The organism is Rhizobium esperanzae (genome assembly GCF_002204185.1).
Lineage (GTDB): Bacteria > Pseudomonadota > Alphaproteobacteria > Rhizobiales > Rhizobiaceae > Rhizobium > Rhizobium esperanzae.
This window is the reverse complement of sequence record NZ_MXPU01000014.1, coordinates 15,147-31,574: the sequence shown is the minus strand read 5'-3', so window position 1 is coordinate 31,574 and position 16,428 is coordinate 15,147. Positions and strand designations below refer to the sequence as shown.

The following is a 16,428-nucleotide window of genomic DNA, read 5'->3' as shown; positions in this document are numbered from 1 at the left end:
GTCGCCGGCCTTCCCCGGCGGCAATTTCGGGATTGGTCTTATTTGCGGATTTGGTCGGCGATGACCGCGACCACGATGATCGTGCCCTTGAGGACCTGCTGGTAGTATGAAGACACGCCCATGAGGTCCATGCCGTTGTTGATCGTGCCGATGATGAGCGCGCCGATCAGTGTGCCGAGCAGCGATCCGCGGCCGCCCGCAAGGCTCGTCCCGCCGATCACGACGGCGGCGATCGCGTCAAGCTCATAACCGATGCCCGCTTGCGGCAGCGCAGCGGTGGTGCGAGCCGTCAGGACAAGCCCCGCAAGACCAGCCAGGAGGCCCGAGATCACATAGGTCGCACCGACGATCACCTTGGTGGAAATGCCGCTCGTGCGAGCCGCCTTCTCGTTGCCGCCAACTGCGTACACATAACGGCCGAAAGTCGTATAGTTTAAAACGGTCCATCCAATCAGGAAGACGACGAACAGGATGACGATCGGTACCGGGATATACATGATCTGCCCGGAGCCGATCCACTTGAAGGGATCCGACAGATTCGGGATGGGGCGTCCTTCCGAAAAGATCAAGGTGAGACCGCGGGCCACGCTCAACATGCCAAGCGTCACTACGAACGGCGGGACCTTGACCGCGGCAACAAGCACGCCGTTCACCAAGCCGAGGCCGGCTCCCGCCGCGAGGCCCGCAAAGATACCGAAAAGCACGAACTGCTCGTTGGTCTCCGTTACGAGGCTGGCGGCGATCATGCCCGCGAGCGCCATTACGGAGCCGACCGATAGGTCGATGCCCTTAGTAAGGATGACGAAGGTCACTCCGATCGCCAGAATGCCGTTGATCGACGACTGGCGAACGAGATTCAGCCAATTCAACCATGTCATGAAGTACTGGTTCGCGAACGCGAAGAACGCGACGATCAGGAAAAACACGAGAACGATGCTGAACTGCCTGATCATTTCCCCGGCGCGGAAGTTTCCGGGCTTCGCCGCAGCGATGGTATTCATTACTCAAGTCCTCCCGTGAATGGGGCTATGACCGCTCATCAGCTCGCCATGTCCATAAGCGTCTGTTGCGTTGCTTCGGCACCGTCGATGATGCTGAGGAGCTGCCCCTGTTTGAAAATCGCGATCCTGTCGCTGAGCTGCATGATCTCCGGTGCCTCCGAGGAGACCACGAGGACGCCGTTGCCCTTTGCCGCGAAGTCTCGCAGGAACGCGTAGATCTCCTGCTTGGAACCTTCGTCGATGCCACGCGTCGGTTCGTCGCAAATGAGAAGCTTTGGATTTGTCAGAAGGCACCGGGCCAGCACGACTTTTTGTTGGTTGCCCCCTGACAGAGTTTCGACGGCAACATCTGGCGACGCCGACTTGATCCTCTGTGAGACGATCATGTCTTGAACTGCGCTGCGCTCTTTGTCCCCGCGGATGAAACCGCTGATGGCCATCAAGGCCAGCGATGAAAGCGTGATGTTGTGGGCGATCGATGCCGAGAGCACGAGACCACTGTCCTTGCGATCCTCGGTCACCATCGCCATTCCACGTTGAATTGCGTCCTTAGGACTGCCTGGCTTGACCTTACCGCCGTTGAAGACAACTTCGCCTCCCGTTGGTGAGTGCAGCCCGAATATTGTCTCGAGGAACTCGGTTCGTCCGGACCCAAGCAGCCCGTAGATTCCGACCACTTCGCCGGACGCCACGTCTAGCGAGATGTCTCGGAAATGAGGCCCGCGCGCCAAGTTCGAGACCGAAAGCAGGATTGGCGCGTCTTCGAGAGGCTTGCCCTTCTCGACCAGCTTGACTTCACGGCCGACGATCTGTGTCACAAGATGACGGCGGTCGATGTCTTTGATGTTTCCAGTCTCGATGAAACGGCCGTCGCGGAAGACTGTGTACTCATCCGCGATCTCGAAGATTTCGGTGAGTTTGTGAGACACGTAGATAATTGCGGAACCGCGCGCGGTGATCTTGCGGAGCGCGTTGAACAAGACATGGACTTCGTGTTCGCCGATAGCAGATGTCGGCTCGTCCATGATGACGATATGTGCCCGATAGCTGAGAGCCTTCGCAATTTCGACGAGCTGAATCTGGGCGAGGCTCAGCTCCCCCATCTTCTTGGCAGCGTCGACTTCAAAGCCGAGTTCATCGAGGAATGCCTGGGCGTCCCTGCGCATCTGGCTAAAATCGACGAGCACGCCAAGTCGCTTCGGCTCGCGGCCAAGGTAAAGGTTCTCGGCGACGGTCATCTCGGGGACGGGGGAAAGCTCCTGCGTGATGATCGCGATGCCGTGACGCAAGGCGTCAGCGGCGCTTTTGAAGTCGACCTGCTCGCCATCGATCTCCACTATCCCTCCATCGCGGCGGAGCAGTCCCATCGTGATGTTGAGGAATGTCGACTTGCCGGCGCCGTTACCGCCGCACAAGGCATGGACGGTCCCGGCCTTTAGAGTTAGTCGGCCATCAACGAGCGCTGGGACGCCGTTGAACGACTTTTCCACGCCCTCGGCCCGCAGAAGCACGCGTGCCGAAGACGACTGCGCGGTTCCCTGAACTGTTATCTTCTCAGTTGCGTTGACCATGATATGACGTCATACCTCGTAAAAATCCAAATCTATGCCTCGTGTGTGCGGATCGCATGCCTTATTGGATCTACGCGGCGTCCAGTTCGAGGATCGCGCGTGCCTCCTGGGGTGTAGCGGGCTCACGTCCGACCTTTTGGGCAATCTCAACAGCGCGCGATATGACTTCCGCGTTCGTGGGTGTGCCGAACTCGCGATAGGGATAGTCGCCTATTCCAATAGCCATGTGGCCGCCCAGACGGCAGATCGCAGGAGCAATGTTCAACAGATTGCCCCCAAGGCAATTGACCGTCCATTCGATCGGCCGGTCGTCGGGCAGAAATGCAAGATGCGCCATGAGACCCGCCTCGGTCGGCGGATGCCCGGTAATGTATCGCCCTCCCGTTAGGTGCAGGAGAAAGTAGGCGGGCCCCCTCACAAGGCCCGCGTCCATCAGAGCGATCGCGCGGCGCGTGAACCCGACAGACCAGGAAACCAGCTTCGGCTTTACGCCCTTTTCGGCCAAGGTACGCGCGTAGTGCGCGAGACTTTCGGTCGTGTTGAGATACAAACGTTCTGGATTTTCGAACCTGCGCGTCTCGGCATCCCAAAGCTCGAGATTGGCCGAACCGGTATCGATGGGCGCAATATCGGGCTTCGTAGCAGGGTCCAATGCCAGGGTTGCGACCGTGTCGATGCGCTTCATGGCGTCGGCATCATTCGAGATAAAGCCGAGCGTGGGAAGGATGAGTAGATCGGTCGCCTGCCTGACTTCGCGGATGATTTCGGCGTTTGCCTCAACGGTGTTTGTCGCACCGCCGTCGGCTGTCCTGGCATGATAGTGGAGAATCGCCGCTCCCGCCTTGCGGGCTGCAACGGCGGCCTCAACGATCTCGTCGGCGGTGTATGGGATATTAGGGTTGGATGTGCGCGGCGCGTACTCGTTGACCCTGGCTTCGAGGATGATTTTCTTTTGCATCTTTCGCTCCTTACGCCGCCAGATAACCCGAGGTGCCCGCCTTTGCCCGCAGGAAGAAGTCATCGGCACCAATCTGCCCGCCCTTCAGCATGACTTCGAGGCCATCGACTTCGGCGTCGCCCGGCGCATCCAGGCGGCAGACATGGCAATTTTGAACTTCGTCAAAAACGGCGATCTCGAGCGCTTCGGCGCCGATTGTCCGCACCGCATAGCTCGAACTGTCACCGCCCGAAAACACGATCCGCGGCAAGGAAACCGCGCGGCGCACGGCACGCGCAACGTCACAGTAGATGGCGCCCAAGCGTTCCGCGGGAACATCGCCGCCGGCCAGACGGCCGGTTTCCCCGCGAGCCGTGTAGATGATTGTAGATCGACCGCGCACAAGGCTCTCGATCGCCTTCAAAGCAGCCTCCCGCGCAACTGCCTCAGCATCATCATCGGACCGGACTGTCGAGACATCCAAGTGGACAAGGTTCCACCCGGAAGCTTCGGCCACCGCAATCTGGCGCCCGGTTTGCAGGGCGCAACTACCTGATAAGACGAGTAGATTTTCGACGCCGGCAATCTCCGTCTTGACGGGCTCCGCCGACGATAGCAGGCCCAAGCGGGCCCAAAGAGCGCCGAGTTGTTGCGCCAAGCCTTGAGCTGCTAGCGCGAACATCGGACGTGTCGGATACCGCGCCCAGAGCAGATCGGCGACAGCCGCAAGATCCGCATTTTCGAGCCCATCGAAAATGACCCCTGCCCCCTCTTGGAAGGCCTTGAAGACACGCTCCTCCATTGCCGAGCGGTTCCGGATTGCGGGAAGCGTGACGTTGACGAATTCCTTATCTGTCTGCCCAGCCAGATGCATGCGCAGATCCGCCTCGTGCATCGGCGTCCTGGGGTGGCGCGACATGCTCGGGTGCCGGTCGAGCCGCTCAATCCTGTCGGCAAAGCGCGCGAAATGATTTCCGAAACAGGTGTAGCGCCCGAAGTCCGGGGTCGCGGCGAGGACTGGAACGTCCCTCTTGCCGAAGTGAGCCGCAGCGCGCGCCAGAACAGCACCATAGCTTCCAACGGTGGGCGACGAGTCGAACGTCGAACAGATCTTGTATTGGATAAGCGGACTGTTGAGGGTGCGCATGATCGAAAACGCGCTGTCAAGCTCCTCGTCGAGCTCGACGCCGGACAACGCCCTTGCGGTACCGGCGAAGCCAAGCACATCATAAGACAGAGCATCTGTTGACGCCGTCTGTGCTGAAGGGCGTGCGAGATAGAGTTTTCCCTTCACACCACTGCGATGGAACTGCGCCAGGTTTTCGGAAGAACCCGTGAAGTCGTCGCCGTAAAACACGGCCTTGAGCTTGCCAGCTGATGTCATCGGATCCTCCCAATATCCCGGCCGAGGATATCTTCCTCCATACATCAGCCGGGCTTCACTCTTGACAATACTCATAGAAGCAGCTCATAACTCTGTCAAGGTCATACCTTATACCTTATACCTCATATCGAGAAAATTGGAGGACGACGAGATGAGACTTTCTGGACGCACTGCCGTGGTGACGGGCGCTGGCCGGGGCATCGGACTGGCAATCGCTGAAGCCTATGTTCGCGAAGGCGCGAATGTCGTTATCGTCGACCGCGATCTGGAAGTGGCGAACGAAGCCGCCGAGCGGCTTGGGGAGCGGGCTTTGGCCGTCCGCGCCGATATTTCCGTCAACGAAGACGTTGAGACGATCGTTAAGGAAACGATTGGCCGATTCGGCACGGTCGACATACTCGTGAACAACGCGGGCGTGGGCGCAACCACTCTGTTTCTCGAAAGCTCACGGGAGGAATTCGAACGCGTCGTCCGGATCAATCTGACCGGAACATTCCTCGTGGCGCAAGCCTTTGCTCGGATCATGGCCGCCAAAGGCTATGGGCGGATCATCAATATCGCTTCGCTGTCCGGTCAGAAGGGAGGTGTCGGGCGTTCGGCCTATGGAGCCTCAAAGGCCGGCGTCGAACTCCTCACGAAGGTTATGGCGGTCGAACTCGCGGAATCGGGAATCAATGTGAATAACATCGCACCGGGCCCGATATTGACCGAGGTCTCGAAAGTCATGCACACGGTCGAAACGCGTGACGCCTATCATCGGCTCGTTCCGCAACGCCGTTATGGCGAACCATCGGAAATCGCTGATGCCGCGGTGTTCCTGGCGAGCGACGATGCTGCCTATATTACGGGGCACACCCTGAACGTCGACGGCGGCTTCCTGGCCGCTGGCCTCATGTTCCCATTCGATCCAAAAGCCTCGAAGCGGCTGGGACAAATCAGCGAATAACCTGGAGAGGTGGCCAGTTCGACGTTCGGCATTTGTCGCAAGCGGGAAAACGCGGTATGACCTCGTACCTTTTCGATTTCTGATTGGAGCGTGACCAGGAATGCTGTCTGTTGACCCAAAGAAAATCCCAAGCCGGCTGGACATAGCGCTCGACTACATTACGGGCGAAATTGCCAAAGGCAACCTCGGGCCTGGTGACAAACTTCCCAATGAAAAAGAGCTGGCCCAGCTTCTCGGGATCAGTCGCACTCCAATCAGAGAGGCGATCAAAACGCTCGCGGTCTCGGGTCTTGTCGAGACGCGTCATGGCTTTGGAAATTACATCCGTAAGGACGAAGGCCTTCCGGCGATGCCGCTCGCGATGTTTCAGCTCTATCTTCAGAGCTCGACGCCTGAGATGCTGATGGAACTGCGATACATTTTCGACCGCAACTGTTCAGAACTCGCGTCGCTGCGGCGTACGGACGAAGACCTCGCCACGATGAGAGAGTGCATCGACCGACTAAAAAGGCTGTCGGAGGATGCGAACTCCGCGATCGAAGATCTCCTCAAGGCCGATCTCGATTTCCACCGAGCAATATACAAAGCCGCCGGAAACCCGTTGATCGTCGTGATCGCCGACTTCGTGCTGACGATGGTCGCGCCTTGGGTGCAAAAATCGCTAGAGGTCAGTGGCAAATGGCGCGCAGTCGATCTCCACGAACACATGTTTCAGATGATCCGGGACAGAAAGACCGGTGACCTCAGCCGCGAGAGCGTCGAGGAAAACATGGAACACTTCCGCACATCCCTGCTGAAATGACAGCCAGGGCATCACGTCAAGGCGTGGCGCATCTTACATTTCCCGCAGGTCGCACTGCGATCATCACCGGCGGCATCTGAAGGCGGACGCGAAGCCCGGATACCGTATGCCGCCCGGCCTATTCGCCGGGTTCTGAAAATTGCCAGAAAACGATAATGCGCCAGGCTGATTGCGCCTGGCGCATCGACCGCGAGCAATGCATGCCCAGCCTTCCAACTAGCGGGCGTGGTATTTCGTATCGACCTCGTCGATGGCGGCAACATTGCTGGCCGAGCGACCGTTCTCGTCGAACCTCTGGGCGAGGAATGAGTCGACGATCGTCTTCGCAAGTTCCGATCCAATGACGCGGGCGCCCATGGTAATGATCTGGGCGTTGTTCGACAACGCCGCCCGCTCGGCGGAATAAGTATCGTGTGTGAGGGCTGCCCTAATACCCGGCACCTTGTTTGCCGAAATGCAGACGCCGATCCCGGTGCCGCACACCAGGATGGCCTTGTCATAGGTGCCGTCGAGCACGCCGTTGGCGACCCTGTCGGAGAGGTTCGCATAGAAATCGTCGAGACCGGCGTCCGTCCGGGAGACCTCGAACACCTCAAAACGGTCCTTGAGATAATCGGCGAGGACCTTGGCGAGGCCCTCGCCCGCGCTGTCGCCTGCTACTGCAATTTTCATCTTCATCACTCCTCAGATTTTGGCCGCGCACTTTTCGAGGATGTCGAGGTAGCCCTCGATCTTCCAGGCCGAGCGGCCGATGAACAGCCCATCGACATGAGGGCAGGATATGAGCTCTTCGCAGTTGTCTGCGTTGACCGAACCGCCGTAGAGGCAGGGAATGCGCCGGCCGAGCACGGCTTCCGCGAACGCGATGATCTCGGCCTGGCGGGCGTCGGCGTAGTCCGCTGTCGCGGGGATCCCATCGACGCCAATGGCCCAAACAGGCTCGTAGGCAAGCAGTATCGGTTTGTGCTTCTGGTCGGTAGAAAGGCTTCCCAACGCGCCACGAACCTGGCGCTCGAGGACGTCGCGGGCTCGCCCGGCCTCGCGTTCGGAAAGTGTCTCCCCTATGCAGATGAGCGGGATCAAGCCGTGGCGAACCGCCGCCTCGACTTTCAGTCCTACCGTCACGTCCGTCTCACCGAAATGTTCACGCCTCTCGGAGTGACCAAGCTCGACGATGTCGAGGTTGCAGTCTGTAAGCATCAAGGCCGAAATCTCGCCCGTCCAGGCGCCCTCCTCGTCCCAGTGCATGTTCTGCGCGCCGACCTTTACCGACGTGCCCGCCAATGTGGTCTTCACTTCCCGGACAACAGTGAAAGGAGGGATGACAAAGCGCTGGATGCGCGGATGGGACGTGATGTCTGCGGCCCTGAGACCGTGCGCAAATTGCGCGGCATCGGCAAGCGTCTTGTTCATCTTCCAGCTGGTGCCAATCCAGAGGGTTTTCTTCTCGGTCATGTCCCGCTTCACCACGTTTGCGTTCGAACTGCTGTGACCTACCTAGAGCGAGCCGGCTCGATACCGCTTCGCCATTTCCGCGAGTGGCACGACGTTGATAGAGCTTGCGCGCCCTGCCGTTCCGAAAGCTTCGAATCTTTCGCGACAAAGCTTCGAAAGCGCCGTCATTGCGGGCTTCAAATATTTGCGAGGGTCGAATTCTGTCGGATCTTCGGACAGCACTCGGCGCACCTGCCCGGTCATTGCCATGCGGCAATCCGTGTCGATGTTGACCTTTCGCACACCATGCCGAATGCCGCGCAGGATTTCCTCGAGCGGCACGCCCCAGGTGGGCTTCATCCGCCCGCCGAAGCGATTGAAGATTTCCTGCAACTCCTCCGGCACGCTTGACGAACCGTGCATGACGAGATGGGTATTCGGAAGTTTCCGGTGGATCGCCTCGATAACATCCATTGCCAGCACGTCACCGTCCGGCCGGCGTGAGAACTTGTAGGCGCCATGGCTGGTGCCCATTGCGACGGCAAGCGCATCCACCTTGGTCTCCGCGACAAATTTCGCCGCCTCCTCCGGATCGGTCAGAAGCTGATGCGGATCGAGCTTGCCTTCGACGCCGTGACCGTCTTCCGCCTCGCCCGCACCGGTCTCAAGCGAGCCCAGAACGCCAAGCTCCCCTTCCACCGAAACCCCTGCCCAATGGGCCGTGTCGCTGACGCTTCTCGTGACCTTGACGTTGTAGTCCCAATCCGCCGCGGTTTTCCCGTCAGCAAGGATCGATCCGTCCATCATTACGGACGTAAAACCATGCTGGATCGCGGTGACGCAGGTGCTCGGTTCGTTTCCGTGGTCAAGATGGACGCAAACGGGGATATGCGGATAGATTTCCGTCACCGCCTCCATCATGTGCTTGAGCATGATGTCGTTGACATAGGCTCGCGCCCCACGGCTCGCCTGGAGGATGACAGGCGAATCCGTTCCGTCGGCCGCTTCCATGATGGCAAGCGCCTGTTCCATGTTGTTAATGTTGAACGCCGGGACGCCGTAGCCGTGTTCGGCGGCATCATCCAGCAGCTGGCGGAGAGTAATCCTGGCCATGACATGTTACTCGCTGGTTGGATTGGAATTGAGATAGCTTGCGATCACGTCGACCTCCGTCGCCGAACCGAAAACCAGCGGCGTGCGGCAATGGTGAGAGGTCGGGATCTTGTCCAGGATGGCGGTCGTGCCGTCGGTGGCCCGCCCCCCGGCCTGCTCCATCAGGAACGCGATCGGATTCGCTTCATACACCAGTCGAAGGCGCCCATTTTCAAAGCCGGGTCGCTTGTCGCCGGCGTAGAAGAACACACCGCCCCTGATCAGGATCCGGTGGAGCTCTCCGACTGCCGATCCGAGCCAACGCATGTTGAAATCACGGCCGCGCGTTCCCTCCTTGCCGGTCAGACAATCCTGAAGATACAGGCTCATGGCAGGGTGAAGGTGACGGTGGTTGGAAGCGTTATATGCAAGCTCGGACGTGTCGCAAGGTATCAGAACCTGCCTTTTGACGATCAGGAACTCGCCGGTTTGGGGATGCATCGTCGCCAGCAGCACACCCTCACCGACCGAAAAGCCCAAATCGACGGTGTTGCCGAATGAGACATAACCGGCCGCGGCCTGGCGCTTTCCAGGGGTTAAAAAGGGATCTTCAGCTTCGCAGAAAGGCATGATCGAGAAGATCGTGCCGACGGGCGTGCCCAGCCCGACATTGCCTGAACCGTCGATCGGATCGATTGCGACCGCAAAATGCTGGCCATTGAGCATAACTGGCGCGTCGGCCTCCTCGGACAGGACCCTGGCAGCGCCTGCGCGTGCGAGTATTTCGATGAACAACTCGTGCGACGCGATGTCGATTGCCTTTTGCGCATCACCGTCGGTATTTGATCCGACAAGGTGGGCCAGATCGCCCTCCAGGGAACCGGCTGCGATGCGTGCGGATAAAAGACAGGCGGCATCCAACACACCGTTGATTAGAGCCGCCACCCCCTGACGGGACAAATCTTCACCAGCCCAGGTCGAGAGGTACTCATCGACAGAACCATACTGGACGCCCGCTTCGTCATTTCCGGGTGTCGCCGGCGCGCTCATTGCTTGCCCCTTATCCTTGCTAGGGCGCGCGTGACGATTGCGTCACGCGTGATCCCAAATTGCTCGTACAGCGTCTCGGCCGGCGCAGACGCTCCGAAGCCGGACATCCCGATCACGTCGTCTTCGCTGTCGACATACCTAGTCCAGCCGAACTTCGAGAGCGCTTCCACGGCAATGCGCGGCGCGTTGCCGAGGACCGAGCTGCGGTAATCCTTGGGCTGCTTTTCGAAGAGATCCCAGCTCGGCATCGAGACGACAGCGGCGGGAACGTTTCTCGCCTCAAGCTCGTCGGCAGCCTGGATCGCAAGCGCGACTTCCGTTCCAGTGGCGATGATTGTGACGGCACGTTCGCTGCTCGCTTCCCGCAGCACATAGGCTCCCCGTGCGCAGCGATTGATGCCGTCACGCTGGGCGCGCAGTTGCGGGACATTCTGCCGCGAGAGCGCCAAAACCGACGGCGTGTTCTTGCTGGTTATTGCAAGATCCCAGCATTCCAGCGTCTCGATGGTGTCGGCGGGCCGGAATACATGCAAGTTCGGCATTGCCCTGAGGCTGGCAAGATGCTCGACCGGCTGGTGCGTCGGACCGTCTTCGCCAAGACCGATCGAGTCATGCGTCATCACGAAGATAGAGCGGACGCCCATCAGAGCCGCCACACGAATGGCATTGCGGCAATAATCCGAGAAGACGAGGAACGTGCCACCATAGGGTATGACGCCGCCGTGAGCCGCCATACCGTTCATCGCGGCGGCCATGGCAAACTCTCTAACGCCATAGCTGACATACCGCCCGCTTGCAGCGGCGGTGAAATCGCTGTCGACGGCCGGAACCCGGGTCAAGTTTGAGTGGGTGAGGTCAGCGGACCCGCCGATCATTTCCGGAAGCAGCTCCGTCAGCGCTTCCAGTGCGATCTGGCTTGCCTTACGCGTTGCCACTGATTGCGGCTTGTCGAGCAGCTTTGCCTTGGCGGCGTTGACCGCTTCCTCATATCGCGCTGGCAATGAGCCGGCGGTGCGGCGTTCAAACTCACTTCTGACATCTGCGCCCGCTGCTTCGAGCCGCGCTTGCCAGTCCTTGCGCGCCTTGGCGCCCTTCGCGCCGACTTCGCGCCAAGTTTTGAGGATTGGAGCAGGAATCTCGAAAGTGTCCGCCGTCCAGCCATAGACTGCCTTCGTCGCGGCGGCTTCGCTGGCGCCGAGCGGTGCACCATGTACGGAGCTTGTTCCTGCCCTTGACGGAGAGCCGTATCCAATGATGGTTTTCAGGGCTATGAGGGATGGTCTGGATGCTTCCGCCTTCGCCTGCGAGATCGCCGCGTCGATCGCATCCGGATCATGACCGTCAACGCGCTGCGTGTGCCATCCGTACGCGTCGAACCTCGCGAGCACATCTTCTGAAAACGCGATTGCGGTCGAGCCGTCGATGGTGATGGAGTTGTCGTCGTAAAGGACGATCAACTTGCCGAGCTGCAGGTGGCCGGCCAGCGAAGCAGCTTCCTGACCAACACCTTCCATGAGACACCCATCTCCACAGAAAACGTACGTCCGGTGATCGACAAGCGCTGCGCCAAATTCGGTTGATAGGCGCCGCTCCGCAATAGCCATTCCGACAGCCGACGCGATCCCCTGTCCGAGCGGCCCGGTGGTCGTCTCGACGCCAGCGGTGTGCCCATATTCGGGATGACCTGGCGTTTTGGAGCCCCATTGGCGGAAGTTGCGAACCTGCTCAATGGTCATGTCTTTGTACCCGGTGAGGTGCAGAAGGCTGTAGAGCAGCATCGAGCCATGGCCGTTCGACAGGACGAAACGATCGCGGTCCGGCCAGCCAGGTTCGCTTGAATCGAACTTGAGGTGCCGGCCGAACAGCACCGCCGCCGCATCAGCCATGCCCATGGGCATTCCGGGGTGCCCGGACTTTGCGGCCTCAACCGCGTCGATCGACAGGACACGGATAGCGTTCGCGAGATCGCGGATCGAAACTGCTGCTGTCAATTCTTCCTCCCCATAAACCGCGACCAATGTGGCGCATTTTTCTGGACATCACAATATCAGAACACAAAATAACGCAATACACACGATAAACATAACAATATCACATTCCGCTGCGACTGCGAAGAGTCTGCCCATCGACATCATACCTCATACCTTATACCTCTGTATTTGCGCAATAGCTTTTATTTGGCTACCGCGTCCATCGGGAGCCGGAAGGATCGTCCCGGGTCGCTTTCACGGGGGCGGTCTGCCTCGATCCGTTTGGTGGCAAACGGACAAGACGACCACCGTGATGACTACCGCGTTGGGCACTCACGGGTGGTTGAAACCATTCCAAATGCGGAATGCTCGATGCGGCTCGCCGATGTTTCCCGACATTTCTTCAGTTGACAGCTTTTACAAATGCATTAACGTATACGTTATTGAACTCAATAGGCCTTAAAGGGAGGAACCGAAATGCCTTTGACGATGCGCAAGTCCTTACAGATGATCGCCCTTGCCACTGCCCTCGGCGGTAGCGCTGCCTATGCGCCGAGCGCCTTCGCGGTCGATATCGATAAACAGATCAAGGATATTGAAAGTCACCCGGCAAGCGGGCCCAACGGCGAAAAAGCGACCCTCGCGAGCGACCTGAAGCTATCCGCCGAAGAGATCGAAAAGATCAAGGCGAAGCATGCCAAAGCGGCCATTGTGATGCACTACACGGCGTCTGACTGGGCCAAGGCCCAGATGGCCGGGCAAAAGAAGGCCCTGGAAGAGCTCGGCGTCGAAATCGTTGCGACGACTGATGCTGGATATCGCGCGGAGCAGCAAGTTTCAGACATCGAAAGCGTCATGGCGCTCAAACCTGACGTCATGATTACCGTTCCCGCCGAGCAGTCAGCCACGGCCGCAGCATACAAGAAAGCTGCTGCCGCTGGCATTAAGATCATCTTCCTTGACCAGACCGGCGCCGGGATGAAGGCTGGCAAAGACTATGTGAGCCTCGTCTCTTCCGACAACCGCGGGATGGGAAAGGTCGCCGCACTGCTCATGGCCAAGGCGCTCGACGGCAAGGGCGAAATTGGTCTCATCCCGCATGCGTCCGACCTTTTTGCCACCAAAGAACGCGTGGTCGGCTTCAAGGAAGCGATCAAGGATTATCCGGATATTAAGGTCGTCCAGGAGACCGGTGTCGGAGGCCCTGATTTCTCAAGCGAATCCGAGCGCGTCGCCTCCGCAATGCTGACGGCCCACCCCAACCTCAATGGCATCTGGGCCGTGTGGGACGTGCCAACAGAAGGCGTCCTGTCAGCGGCGCGCGCAGCGGGCGCGTCCAAGAGCCTCGTCATCACCACTTGCGACCTTGGCGTCAACATCTCGATCGACATGGCTAAGAAGGGTTACGTCAAGGGAACCGGATCCCAGCGTCCGTACGGCGCCGGTTATGCCGAGGGCATCCTTGCCGGATACGCCCTTCTCGGAAAGGACGCACCTCCCTACGTCGTGCTCCCGGCCCTTGCGGTGACCCGCGATAACCTGATCGAGGCGTGGCCGCAGTCGAACGGCGACCAGGCACCGAAGATTCTCACCGACGCAATGAACTAACGGTGCGCGGGAGCGGCTCCGACCGCTCCCCGTGCCCCAGCGGCGGACAACGACCATGAACACTCAAGCAGTCACCGAAACCCTCGCCGCCGTCAGGATGAGCAACGTGAGGAAATCGTTTGGCGGCGTGCACGCATTGCGCGGTGTCAGCCTGACGATCCAACCCGGGACAATCCATGCGCTGGTCGGCGAAAATGGCGCCGGCAAGTCTACGCTGTTGAAGATCCTGCAGGGCGTGGTCACACCCACGGAGGGATCCATCGAGGTTTTTGGCGAGCACATGTCGTCCAGCTCTCCGGAGAATTCCCGCAGGCTCGGCATTGAGATGATCTTCCAGGACCTCAGCCTGATCCCCACCCTCTCGGTCGCCCAGAACATTTTCCTGAACCGGGAGCCCCGCCGCCTGTCGATCTTGGTCGACGAACGCAGGGAAATCGCACAGGCAGCCGAGATCATCGGCCAGCTCAACCTCAGGGTTGATCCGAGGACGCCTGTTTTTGAACTCAGCCCCGGCCAGGCCCAGCTGACCGAGATCGCCAAGGCCATCCACCAAGACGCCAGGATCCTTATCCTTGACGAACCAACCTCGTCGCTGAGCGCACAGGAAGCCGACACTCTGTTCGGCATGTTGAAGAAGCTCACTGCGGCGGGAACAGCCGTGATCTACGTTTCCCATCGCATGACCGAGATCATGACGATCGCCGACGAGATTACAATTCTCCGCGACGGTCAGAACGTGACCTCCGGGAAGACATCCGAATTCACGCTCGACTCGATCGTGCAGCACATGGTCGGCAAGCGTGTCACCGGCTTCCAATACCAGGCGCGCGCCATTGATCGCAGCGGCAAACCCGCGCTGAGCGTACGTGGCCTTTCGGGCCCTTCGGGAAAACCCAGCGATGTCAGCTTCGACGTCCACAAGGGCGAGATTGTGGGAATAGCAGGCCTCATGGGCGCTGGCCGGAGCGAGCTTGCCCGCCTTCTTTTCGGCGTCGATAAGAAAACTGCGGGAACCGTAGAACTCGGCGACACTGCCGTTGAGTTCAAGTCACCTTCGGATGCGATCAAGGCAGGCATCGTCCTTGTTCCGGAGAGCCGCCACGAGGAAGGTCTGGTTGTCGAGCACAGCGTCGGCGACAATCTTGGACTGCCGCAGATCGGTCAGCTCGTCCGCGGTCCCTTCATCGATCGTCGACGCGAGGGAACACTGACCTCCGATCTCATCAAGCAACTGAGGATCAAGACGCCGTCCGCTGACAACAAGGTCAGGAACCTTTCCGGCGGCAACCAGCAGAAGATCGTTATTGCCAAATGGCTAGCGATTGATCCTTCGGTTGTCATTCTCGACGAACCGACAGCAGGCGTAGACATCGGTTCAAAGGCCGAGATCGTAGAACTCATTCGGAGCGTCGCCTCCTCCGGAAAGTCCGTCATCGTCATCTCGTCGGAACCAGCCGAGCTTCTGGCAACGAGCGACCGCATCCTGGTCATGAACAACGGACGTCTCGCGCGCGAAATCGAGCGCGACGAAATCGAAAGCTGGGCCACGATTGCCGGCGACGAAACTCAATCTCCGCTGATCCGCACCGAACTCGGTCTGCAGGTCGCGATTCAGAAGGCAACCCAAAATGTCCACTGAAGCCAAGACATTGAACACAGAGACGGATGCAACCCACATGCGGCCGTGGCACAGCAACTGGCGCGACTACGTCGTCTACATCGGCTTCGTCGTCATCTTCATCGTCTTCGCGATCTTGCTGCAGGATCGCGGATTCCTATCTTCAAACAACCTGCTCAACATCCTGCGGCAGACTGCGATCGTCGCCATCGTTTCCATGGCAATGTCGTTCGTACTCTCGGCGGGCGAGATCGACCTCTCGGTCGGAGCCATTGCCGGACTGTCGTCGGTGGTCGCTGGCCTGGTGCTGAGCAAGTACGGTCTATTCCCCGGCATTCTCGCGGGCTTGACCCTCGGGCTGCTGGTAGGCGCCATAAACGGCGGCCTGGCTGCCTATCTCAACATCCCGTCGTTCTTGGTGACGCTCGGCATGATGGGGATCGCGCGAGGGGTCGGAATGTGGGTAAGCGGCACTTCGCCTGTTCCAATTATCAACGATACGTTCATTTTCGTCTTTGGTTCCGGTAACATCGGCCCTGTTCCTGTCCTCGTTGTCTGGGTCGCCGTTCTGGGCACGATCGCCCATATCGCGCTTCGAAAGACACCGTTCGGCCGCAAGGTCATGTCGGCAGGCGGAAACTCGGTCGCAGCTCGCTACAGCGGCGTCGATGTCCGGAAAATCAAGTTCCAGGTGCTGCTACTGACGGGGATGGCCGCTGCGATCGCTGGCATGCTCTATGCTGGACGCCTGCAGTCTGGACGCTTCCAGCTTGGCGAAGGCGATGAGCTGTCTGTCATTGCAGCCGTGGTTCTCGGCGGTACCAGCCTATTCGGCGGACGCGGCACCGTGATCGGTTCCATCGTCGGTGCCCTGCTCATCGGTGTCATCAACAACGGTCTTATTCTTGGCGGCCTTGACTACAGCCAGCAGCTCATCGCGCGCGGAATGCTCATCATCCTGGCTGTGGCGGTCGGCCGAAGCCGCTAACCTGGAAGGTTCTACGGAGGTATTACG

The 16,428-nt window shown here is 59.4% G+C and carries 14 protein-coding genes; 5 read left to right on the top strand and 9 right to left on the bottom strand.

Annotated features, from left to right (window positions below):
* Positions 1-38 precede the first annotated feature (38 nt).
* The 4 genes from B5E41_RS20425 to B5E41_RS20410 form a co-directional block, all read right to left on the bottom strand.
* The gene (locus tag B5E41_RS20425) at positions 39-1,001 is read right to left on the bottom strand and encodes an ABC transporter permease (protein WP_004129777.1); all 963 of its coding nucleotides are present in this window, start codon (positions 999-1,001) and stop codon (positions 39-41) included.
* A 38-nt stretch (positions 1,002-1,039) separates the two neighbouring features.
* Positions 1,040-2,572 carry a sugar ABC transporter ATP-binding protein gene (locus B5E41_RS20420; RefSeq protein ID WP_040140011.1) on the bottom strand — a complete coding sequence of 511 codons (1,533 nt, stop codon included), beginning with the start codon at positions 2,570-2,572 and terminating at the stop codon, positions 1,040-1,042.
* A 70-nt stretch (positions 2,573-2,642) separates the two neighbouring features.
* Entirely contained in the window at positions 2,643-3,530 is an 888-nt protein-coding gene (locus tag B5E41_RS20415; protein WP_028753509.1) for a beta-keto acid cleavage family enzyme, read from the bottom strand.
* 10 nt (positions 3,531-3,540) lie between these two features.
* The gene (locus B5E41_RS20410; RefSeq protein WP_064843710.1) at positions 3,541-4,893 is read right to left on the bottom strand and encodes a four-carbon acid sugar kinase family protein; all 1,353 of its coding nucleotides are present in this window, start codon (positions 4,891-4,893) and stop codon (positions 3,541-3,543) included.
* A 151-nt stretch (positions 4,894-5,044) separates the two neighbouring features.
* Between B5E41_RS20410 and B5E41_RS20405 the strand changes: the two genes are divergently transcribed.
* Both B5E41_RS20405 and B5E41_RS20400 read left to right on the top strand, forming a co-directional pair.
* Positions 5,045-5,839 (top strand): SDR family NAD(P)-dependent oxidoreductase, encoded by a 795-nt coding sequence (locus tag B5E41_RS20405; RefSeq protein WP_004129782.1) that lies wholly within the window; start codon positions 5,045-5,047, stop codon positions 5,837-5,839.
* A 100-nt stretch (positions 5,840-5,939) separates the two neighbouring features.
* Positions 5,940-6,641 (top strand): FadR/GntR family transcriptional regulator, encoded by a 702-nt coding sequence (locus tag B5E41_RS20400; RefSeq protein WP_004129783.1) that lies wholly within the window; start codon positions 5,940-5,942, stop codon positions 6,639-6,641.
* 216 nt (positions 6,642-6,857) lie between these two features.
* Here the strand turns inward: B5E41_RS20400 and derI are convergent, their stop codons facing one another.
* From derI to tkt, 5 genes are read right to left on the bottom strand one after another with little or no spacing between them, the layout of a single operon-like run.
* Positions 6,858-7,313 carry a D-erythrulose-4-phosphate isomerase gene (gene derI / locus B5E41_RS20395; RefSeq protein ID WP_040140203.1) on the bottom strand — a complete coding sequence of 152 codons (456 nt, stop codon included), beginning with the start codon at positions 7,311-7,313 and terminating at the stop codon, positions 6,858-6,860.
* Positions 7,314-7,325: 12 nt separating this feature from the next.
* A complete protein-coding gene (locus B5E41_RS20390) occupies positions 7,326-8,096 on the bottom strand; it encodes a triose-phosphate isomerase (protein ID WP_064843709.1) in 771 nt (256 codons plus the stop codon).
* Between the two features lie 42 nt (positions 8,097-8,138).
* The gene (gene fba, locus B5E41_RS20385) at positions 8,139-9,188 is read right to left on the bottom strand and encodes a class II fructose-bisphosphate aldolase (RefSeq protein WP_064843708.1); all 1,050 of its coding nucleotides are present in this window, start codon (positions 9,186-9,188) and stop codon (positions 8,139-8,141) included.
* Positions 9,189-9,194: 6 nt separating this feature from the next.
* A complete protein-coding gene (locus B5E41_RS20380) occupies positions 9,195-10,217 on the bottom strand; it encodes a class 1 fructose-bisphosphatase (RefSeq protein ID WP_064843707.1) in 1,023 nt (340 codons plus the stop codon).
* Positions 10,214-12,235 (bottom strand): transketolase, encoded by a 2,022-nt coding sequence (tkt, locus tag B5E41_RS20375; RefSeq protein ID WP_237359380.1) that lies wholly within the window; start codon positions 12,233-12,235, stop codon positions 10,214-10,216. Before tkt ends, B5E41_RS20380 begins: the two co-directional genes overlap by 4 nt.
* Before the next feature lie 429 nt (positions 12,236-12,664).
* Between tkt and B5E41_RS20370 the strand changes: the two genes are divergently transcribed.
* From B5E41_RS20370 to B5E41_RS20360, 3 genes are read left to right on the top strand one after another with little or no spacing between them, the layout of a single operon-like run.
* Positions 12,665-13,795: a substrate-binding domain-containing protein gene (locus B5E41_RS20370; RefSeq protein ID WP_064843705.1), complete on the top strand. Its 1,131-nt coding sequence runs from the start codon at positions 12,665-12,667 to the stop codon at positions 13,793-13,795.
* A 55-nt stretch (positions 13,796-13,850) separates the two neighbouring features.
* Positions 13,851-15,434 carry a sugar ABC transporter ATP-binding protein gene (locus tag B5E41_RS20365; RefSeq protein ID WP_064843704.1) on the top strand — a complete coding sequence of 528 codons (1,584 nt, stop codon included), beginning with the start codon at positions 13,851-13,853 and terminating at the stop codon, positions 15,432-15,434.
* A complete protein-coding gene (locus tag B5E41_RS20360; protein WP_040139991.1) occupies positions 15,424-16,401 on the top strand; it encodes an ABC transporter permease in 978 nt (325 codons plus the stop codon). Before B5E41_RS20365 ends, B5E41_RS20360 begins: the two co-directional genes overlap by 11 nt.
* Positions 16,402-16,428 lie beyond the last annotated feature (27 nt).

Bases quoted from the DNA above. Each gene is read 5' to 3' on its own strand.
- B5E41_RS20425 (WP_004129777.1), bottom strand. From the start codon at position 1,001: ATGAATACCATCGCTGCGGCGAAGCCCGGAAACTTCCGCGCCGGGGAA.
- B5E41_RS20420 (WP_040140011.1), bottom strand. From the start codon at position 2,572: ATGGTCAACGCAACTGAGAAGATAACAGTTCAGGGAACCGCGCAGTCG.
- B5E41_RS20415 (WP_028753509.1), bottom strand. From the start codon at position 3,530: ATGCAAAAGAAAATCATCCTCGAAGCCAGGGTCAACGAGTACGCGCCG.
- B5E41_RS20410 (WP_064843710.1), bottom strand. From the start codon at position 4,893: ATGACATCAGCTGGCAAGCTCAAGGCCGTGTTTTACGGCGACGACTTC.
- B5E41_RS20405 (WP_004129782.1), top strand. From the start codon at position 5,045: ATGAGACTTTCTGGACGCACTGCCGTGGTGACGGGCGCTGGCCGGGGC.
- B5E41_RS20400 (WP_004129783.1), top strand. From the start codon at position 5,940: ATGCTGTCTGTTGACCCAAAGAAAATCCCAAGCCGGCTGGACATAGCG.
- derI (WP_040140203.1), bottom strand. From the start codon at position 7,313: ATGAAAATTGCAGTAGCAGGCGACAGCGCGGGCGAGGGCCTCGCCAAG.
- B5E41_RS20390 (WP_064843709.1), bottom strand. From the start codon at position 8,096: ATGACCGAGAAGAAAACCCTCTGGATTGGCACCAGCTGGAAGATGAAC.
- fba (WP_064843708.1), bottom strand. From the start codon at position 9,188: ATGGCCAGGATTACTCTCCGCCAGCTGCTGGATGATGCCGCCGAACAC.
- B5E41_RS20380 (WP_064843707.1), bottom strand. From the start codon at position 10,217: ATGAGCGCGCCGGCGACACCCGGAAATGACGAAGCGGGCGTCCAGTAT.
- B5E41_RS20370 (WP_064843705.1), top strand. From the start codon at position 12,665: ATGCCTTTGACGATGCGCAAGTCCTTACAGATGATCGCCCTTGCCACT.
- B5E41_RS20365 (WP_064843704.1), top strand. From the start codon at position 13,851: ATGAACACTCAAGCAGTCACCGAAACCCTCGCCGCCGTCAGGATGAGC.
- B5E41_RS20360 (WP_040139991.1), top strand. From the start codon at position 15,424: ATGTCCACTGAAGCCAAGACATTGAACACAGAGACGGATGCAACCCAC.